The 6,891-nt window shown below is 67.5% G+C and carries 6 protein-coding genes and 2 pseudogenes; 3 read left to right on the forward strand and 5 right to left on the reverse strand.

Annotation, left to right across the window (positions count from 1 at the left end; genetic code table 11):
* The first annotated feature begins 144 nt into the window (after positions 1-144).
* Positions 145-986 (forward strand): annotated as a pseudogene (locus ACZ4EG_RS46485) (IS5 family transposase).
* 22 nt (positions 987-1,008) lie between these two features.
* Here the strand turns inward: ACZ4EG_RS46485 and ACZ4EG_RS46490 are convergent.
* The 5 genes and pseudogenes from ACZ4EG_RS46490 to ACZ4EG_RS46510 form a co-directional block, all read right to left on the reverse strand.
* Positions 1,009-1,413, reverse strand: a complete 405-nt coding sequence (locus ACZ4EG_RS46490) for a hypothetical protein (RefSeq protein ID WP_467795045.1) — start codon at positions 1,411-1,413, stop codon at positions 1,009-1,011.
* 235 nt (positions 1,414-1,648) lie between these two features.
* Positions 1,649-2,383, reverse strand: coding sequence for a Hint domain-containing protein (locus tag ACZ4EG_RS46495; protein WP_467795046.1), 735 nt, complete (start codon positions 2,381-2,383; stop codon positions 1,649-1,651).
* Positions 2,370-2,510: pseudogene (locus ACZ4EG_RS46500) on the reverse strand (type I pantothenate kinase); the annotation flags it as partial. The gene ACZ4EG_RS46495 and the pseudogene ACZ4EG_RS46500, both read right to left, overlap by 14 nt.
* A gap of 174 nt (positions 2,511-2,684) precedes the next feature.
* Positions 2,685-3,389, reverse strand: coding sequence for a hypothetical protein (locus ACZ4EG_RS46505; RefSeq protein ID WP_467795047.1), 705 nt, complete (start codon positions 3,387-3,389; stop codon positions 2,685-2,687).
* Positions 3,390-3,393: 4 nt separating this feature from the next.
* Positions 3,394-5,610 carry a polymorphic toxin-type HINT domain-containing protein gene (locus ACZ4EG_RS46510; RefSeq protein WP_467795048.1) on the reverse strand — a complete coding sequence of 739 codons (2,217 nt, stop codon included), beginning with the start codon at positions 5,608-5,610 and terminating at the stop codon, positions 3,394-3,396.
* Positions 5,611-5,721: 111 nt separating this feature from the next.
* Here ACZ4EG_RS46510 and ACZ4EG_RS46515 point away from each other — a divergent pair, with 111 nt between their 5' ends.
* Together ACZ4EG_RS46515 and ACZ4EG_RS46520 are read left to right on the forward strand one after the other, a co-directional pair.
* Positions 5,722-6,021 (forward strand): transposase, encoded by a 300-nt coding sequence (locus ACZ4EG_RS46515; protein ID WP_467795049.1) that lies wholly within the window; start codon positions 5,722-5,724, stop codon positions 6,019-6,021.
* Positions 6,018-6,891 (forward strand): IS3 family transposase (locus ACZ4EG_RS46520; RefSeq protein ID WP_467795050.1); only part of this gene is annotated, 874 nt, incomplete at its 3' end. The genes ACZ4EG_RS46515 and ACZ4EG_RS46520, both read left to right, overlap by 4 nt.

Genomic DNA, 6,891 nt, shown 5'->3' on the forward strand with positions numbered 1-6,891 from the left:
TCGAAGCGTGGAGAACGGCCGCGTCCGCTGTCCCGGGAAGAGCCGCAGATCAGCAGGTCGGGTGACCTGCGACGATAAACGCCAAGCTGAGACCGTGTTTGAGATCTGCCGTGGCTCGTTGCTGGTGTGGTCGTTGAGCATGCCGTGAGCGGTGTTGGGGGCGGGTATCCGTCGGATTTGACGGACGAACAGTGGGCGTTGGTGGAACCGTTGCTGCCGCCCGCGAGGGTGGGGCCCAAGGGCGGCCGGCGGGAGAAGCATCCGCGGCGGCGGATCGTGGACGCGATCTTCTATGTCGTGCGGACCGGCTGCGCTTGGCGGCAACTGCCGAAGGACTTCGCGCCGTGGCCGACGGTCTACTGGTACTTCACGTGGTGGCATGACGACGGCACGGTCCAGCGCATCCACGACGCCCTGCGAGGCCAGATCCGCGAAGCCGATGGGCGCAACGCCGAGCCGAGCGCGGGCCTGATCGACTCGCAGTCTGTTCGGTTCCCGCCGTCACCAGGGGATTCGACGCGGGCAAGAAGGTCAAGGGCCGCAAGCGGTTCATCGTTACCGACACTCTCGGCCTGCTGCTGGCCGTGCACGTCGTCGCGGCCAGTGTCCAGGACCGCGATGGCGCCCGCCGACCGCTGCTGTGGACCCGCCTCGACCATCCAGGTGTCATGAAGATCTGGGCGGACCAGGGCTTCGCCGGCCGCCTGGTCGATTGGACCGCCACCGTGCTCGGCCGCGAGCTGGAGATCGTCCGCAAAGATCCCGACCAGCAGGGGTTCCAAGTCCAGTCGAAGCGATGGGCGGTAGAACGTACCTTCTTGTGGCTCACCGCCCACCGTCGCCTGGCCCGCGATTACGAGACCAGTCCCGCCCGCTCCGAGACGATGGTCCGCTGGGCGATGATCGGCATCATGGTCCGCCGTCTGACCCGAGTGGGGCCAGTTTCCCGGGTGGGTCCGCGCCCGTTGACCCGAACTTCGGCCTGATAGCTAGGCGCGGGCAGCAACATCAGTCCGGCTCACCTTCGTCTCCGATGAGCAACGTCACCATCGCTTCGAGGCGCTCGTCGCTGACCTGCGGCACAGTCCAGTTGTTGCTACGCGCGTGCTCGATGAATGCCGGGTCGAGTTCCACGTGGTAGCGCCCCACGTAGTGGGCCAGGTCGGAGTACCACAGCCAATGTCCGTCTGTGAGCAGGTGCAGTCCTCCGATGAACGCGCCCGTTTCGCTTAGTACGTCAGGCACGGCTGAAGGCGTGGCGACCAAGGTCGTGCCGGCACGCAGGTACCGAACCAGATCGCTTTCATGCCTCGGCGCAGCCAGGCGCGCAGCAGCTCGGATCGACGGCCCGTCCGGACTGCCGTACTCCAGCTCCCTGAAGCCGCCGACGAGGGGGAACTTGTCGGAGATCACCTGGTCGAGCCTAGAGCACCCTCCGAAAGGCCACCGACCTAGATCTCAAACGCGCTCTGAGGGTCGAAGTAGGTCGCCGTCTGAGTCTGCGACTCGAACCTGCGCAGAATCGACGGATCGGCCGGATCGCAGTCGCAGGCGAGGAAGGCGGCGCCTGCCTCGTATTCCCGTTCCGACTGAGCGCCCACTTCTGCGCCGTGGTCGGCGAAGTGATCCCGGAGGCTCCCATGGCTCGTCACCTGTCGCCGCAGTTGTGGACGAGGACAGGTGTGGCGCCGGCCTTCACGTAGAAGGTGTGGAGGTCGGCGACGGTCAGGTCCCACACCCTCTGCGGCGAGTTCACCGTGCGGATGCCGACAACGGCATCCGCAGCGCCGGTCGCGGTACGGAGCTGGTCCCTCGTGTGCAGGTCCGAGGCCACGACCCAGCCACGGCCCTTCACATACAACCGGTGTCCAGGCGTTGTGACAATCCGTCCGTCGTCGGCAAGGATGATCTGAAGCAACTGGTTCGCCCGATCGGAGAACGTTGCGGCCACTCGTGCCGTGCGTGTGATGTCCGCGCTCGGGTCAGTGGCGAGCAATGCGTCGCCCTCGCGGATCGCATCGATCGGCTTGGACGTTCCGTCGGCCAGCAGCACGCGCGTGTCGGCGGGGAAGCTGTTGGTCAGGCATCCCGGGCTCAGTTTCCTGAGTTCCGCCTCGCTGATCCCCGCGAGGGCATCGGCTTCCAGCCTTGCGCCCCTCACCCCCCTCCAGGCGTTGACAACTCCGACACGGGCACGCACGGCGGCGTCGAGAACCTTGACCGCGTCGGCGGCCACCTTGATGATCTTGCTGTCGAAGAAAGTGGCGATGCCGACGGCTGCCCAGGCGCAGTCGCCCCAGCTACCTCCGTTGCCGGTCAGTTTCTCGCCGCACCCGACGAAGTCGCCCAGGAGGACGTCGACGGGATCGTTCGCCGAGGCCACGCAGCTTCTCGACCTCTTCAGCGGTGAGCGGCAGCGGCGTCTTGTCGCGCAGCGCGCTCCACTCGGCGCGGGTGAGGCCGACGTAGGGAGTCACCTCCGGCCGGGACCGGTGGGCGCTCCGGGGCATCGAGGAGACCGGAGAGATCACAGTCCATTGTTAACGGAGTTTGAACGCGGGGGGCGGGGTGGGGTGCGTCACGTGGGCCGGCTGTCCCCGTGCGGGTACGAGAAAGGCCCCGCCGGGCCGCGGCCTTTCGGCTCGGCTTCGGCGGGGCCCGTGACCTGTGGGGACCGGTCGGCCTTATCCCACGTTGAGGTTGTCGTCCACCAGGAACTCCGGGTAGCCGAAGCGCTCACCGAGGGCGGTGAAGGCTTCGCATCGGTTCTCGTCGATGGCCACGAAGTACTCCTTCATGGCCCGCAGGAACAGCCGGAACCCGAGATCCGCGCAGGCCCCTGTGACGACCTGCTCCAGCGCGGGGACCAGGCCGTGCACCGATCCGTCGGTGGCGGCCCGTTCAAGGCCGTCGGCGACGGCATCGATCTGATCCAGAACACGCCTGCGCAGGTCAGCGTCCGTTACCGGCTGCGGCGCGGGCGGGACGAACGTGGCGTCGGCCTCGCGGACGCTCGCGGTCCACGTCTGCTCGATCCGCGCCATCCACTCCCTTCCGCTCAGGCCGTGAGCCGCGGGGTCGAAGTACCCCTTCGTGGCTCCCAGCCACACGGTGCGGAGCACCTCGTCCGGCAGCGCGGAGGCCAGGAGCCTCCGCGCGTCCTCGCCGATCTGCAGGGCGATCGCGCGGTGCACTGTGCCGACAGCTCCCTGGACCAGACCCAGCTGGGCATCCACAGGGCTCGGAGGCACGAACCGGGTGTAGTCCTTTTCGGACAGCCACGACGGGTACGCCGACTTCGACGCGAGCCAACTGAGCCCGATGTCAAGGATGAACGCGTCGTCGCCGGTGTGTCCGGCTGGTTCGCCGTGTCCTGTCATCACGGTCATCTTCTCACTCCGGGTAGGACGTGTAGACGACGTACCTGCTGGGCTTGTGCTTGCCCGCGTACTTGAGCTGGACGACAACCGTGTTTCCGGTGCGTTCACCCTGTACCCCGTCCTTGACCCAGACGCGGCCGAGGGACCCCTTGTCCCGCAGCTGCCATTTGAACTCGAGCAGGTCGTGGCGAGGATCGAACGCCGGGTTGTGGGACTGATCCTTGAGCCACTTGTCCAGCCGCTTCACGTTGCTCGGCTTCTTGATCCAGGCGTCGAACGCGGCCTGGACGCTCTCAACGGCCGTCGCCTCGTCGTTCCACCTGCTGGCCCTGCCCTTCTTCTCGGCGTCGGCCGCCATCTGGTTGTCATCGGGCTTCACATGGTCTCTGAGGGTGTGGGCCTCCTCGACGCCCTCGTCCTTCACCAGGTTCAGGCAGTTGTGGACGAGTACGTCCCGGGAGTGTCCGCCCTGCGGTCGGACGTAGAAGGTGTGCAGACCGTCGACGGTCAGGTCGTAGACCGAACGCGGGGCCAGCGCCGGCTGGTCACGCAGCGCGGTCACGGACTGCAGGAACCCGTCCGCAGTACGGAGCCGGTCGCCCACCTGGAGGTCCGACACGTGCACCCAGCCGTCCCCGGCCACGTACACCCGGTGCCCCGCCGTGCTTGTCAGCGTGCCGCCGTCGGCCAGGGAGACGTCGACCAGGTGGTCCGTGCGGTGCCGGAAGGTGTCGGTGACCGGCTCCGGCCGTGCCTCGCCGGAGGCAGGGTCGGTGGCCAGCACCAGGTCACCGACCCGAACGTCCAGGATCGGCTTGCGCGTACCGTCGGCCATCAGTACCCGGGTGCCACCCGGGAAACTGTTCCTCTCACACGCGGTCACGGCCTCTTCGTAGGTCTGGATCTCCCTCTCGATCGCGGCGACCGCCGCGCCGTCGAGGCCCTTGAGGGTTTTGAGTGCCGCGAGCGCGTCCCGGACGCCGATACCGGTGACGAACGCGGCGTCCACGGCGCGCACTGCTTCCGCGATGGGTCGGATGATCTTGCCGGCGAACAGGCTCACGACGTCCAGGGACGCCCAGGCGCATCCGCCCCAGCTGCCGCCCTCGAAACCGGAGCTGAACTTCTGGGCGCACTTGATCCAGCTGCCGAAAAGGATGTCGATGGGATCGACGCCGTCCTGCCACTCGGCGATCGTGATGTTGTGCGTAACCTCCTGGGACAGCGTGTCGGTCTTGACCTCGTCGAGATACGTCGTGGCCTCGGTCGGGCACATGAGCTTCTGCGGGTCGATGCCCTCGGCACTGCACAAGTACAGGTCAAGAACGGCCTTGTACTTGATCTTCGAGGTGATCGTGCAGTTGCCCGTGTAGGCGAGGTGGTTCCACCAGTGGTCGCAGCCGTCGGTCTTCTTGACGACCTCCGGATCGCCGACCTTCTCGATGTGGTCGATGACGTAGAAGACGTTGCCGATCGAGTGGCCGTTCTCGTCGGGAACGGTTCCGTTGTTGATCTGCTTGGCCTTGGCGGCCTTCTCGGCCCTGTCGGCGGCGTCCTGGGCTTCCTTGGCGTATTTGTCGGCGTCCTTGGCGGCCTGTTCGGCTTCGGTGGCGGCGGTGTCGGCGCGGGTGGCTGCGGCGCGGGCGTCCTTGGCGTCCTGTTCGGCCTGGGCGGCGGCGGAGCGGGCAGCGGCGGCGGCGAGTTCTGCCGTGTCGGCTGAGTCGCGGGCGTCCTTGGCGTAGCCCTCGGCGTTGCCGGCTGCCTTGTCGGCGGCTGCGGCGTCCTCGGTGGCCTGCTTGTCGTACTCGATGGTGCGGGCCAGTGATGCCTGCGCCGCTGCCGCGGCCTTCGCGGCGTCGGCCGCGTAGCCGAGGGCCTCCTTGGAGTAGGTGCGGGCGTCGGACGCGTACTGGGCGGCGTTCGCCGCGTGCTGGTAGGCCTCCTTGGCGTCGCCCTTGGCCTGGTCTGCAAGGTTCTTCGCGGCCTGGGCCTCTGCGGCGGCGTTCTTGGCGTGTGCGTCGGCGACCGCCTGCTGCTGGTCGGCGATGGACTTCGACGCCTGTCCGGTCAGCACGACCAGGCCGGCCGCCGAGTCGGTGTCGACATAGCGCGAGCCGAGCTGGATGGCGTCGTTGGCCGGGTTGGCGACCTGCTGGGCCGCTTCACCGGCGTCCACCGCGGCCTGCGCGGTGACATGGGCGAAACCGGCGGCCTTTGCTGAGGCCGCCAATGCCTTGCCGGCCTCCTTGTTGGCGGCGTCGGCCTGGGTCTTGGTGAAGCTTCCCCTTGATCGTGGACACCTGGAGACTGGGACCTGAGGTTCCAGAGGAAGTAGCACCAGGTGGGAAGCAAGTACACGAAGCGTTACACCGAGGAGTTCAAACGGGACGCGATCGCGCTCGTCGACTCCTCGGGCAGGACGGTCACCGCCGTCGCCCGGGAGCTCGGCATCAGTTCCGAGTCCCTGCGTGGCTGGTACCGCAAGGCCAAAGCCGACCGGGGCGAGGGCCAGGGTGGCGAGCTGACGAGCGCCGAGCGCGAGGAACTCAGGCGGCTGCGGCGGGAGAACCGCGAACAGCAGCAGACGATCGAGATCCTGAAAAAAGCGACCGCCTTCTTCGTGAAGGAGAACGACCGGTGAGCGAGTTATGCCGGTTCATCCATGCGGAGAAGGCGAACTATCCAATCGTTCTGCTGCGCCGGGTCCTGCACGTGGCCCGCTCCTCCTACTACGCCTGGCGCGAGGGCGAGGCCGCCCGCCGCAGGCGTCGGGCCGCCGACGACGCACTCGCGCACGAGATCACCGTGCTGCACATCGCCTCACGCCGCACCTACGGCGTTCCACGTATCCATGCCGAACTGCGCCGCCTGGGGCGGCGGGTGAACCGCAAGCGCATCGCCCGCGTAATGCGCGAGCGCGACATCCGCGGCGTCACCCGCCGCAGACACCGCTCGCTGACCCGGCCCGACAAGAAGGCGACGCCGGCCCCGGACCTCATCGGCCGCGACTTCCACGCCGAGCGTCCCGGCACCAAGCTCGTCGGCGACATCACCTACCTGCCCACCGCCGAGGGCTGGCTCTACCTCGCCTGCTGGCTGGACCTGGCCACTCGCGAGGTCGTCGGCTATGCCATGGCCGACCACCACCGCGCCGAGCTCGTCGTTGACGCCCTTGACATGGCCCAGGGCCGGGGTGGCCTGCAGCCCGGCTGCGTGGTCCACAGCGATCGCGGCAGCGAATATACATCAGCCCAATTCCGTGACCGGCTACGAGAGTTGAGACTCCGGCAAAGCTGCGGGCGAAGCGGATCATGTTTCGACAACGCTGCCGCGGAAAGTTTCTGGGCCCTGCTCAAAGAGGAGATCGGCACCCGCACCTGGCCCGACCGGGCCACCGCCCGCGCCGAGGTCTTCACCTTCATCGAGAGACCCTGTTGCCCAATTCGAGGGAATTTGCGTCGATCACTCGGTCGGAGGCAGGCGGCGAGACGGATCCTGCTGGTCAGGGGCG

It is taken from the genome of Streptomyces sp. NPDC025638, from assembly GCF_055558775.1.

What these genes read in the sequence shown, in the direction of transcription:
- ACZ4EG_RS46505 (WP_467795047.1), bottom strand. Translation starts at nt 3,389, where the DNA reads ATGACCGTGATGACAGGACACGGCGAACCAGCCGGACACACCGGCGAC.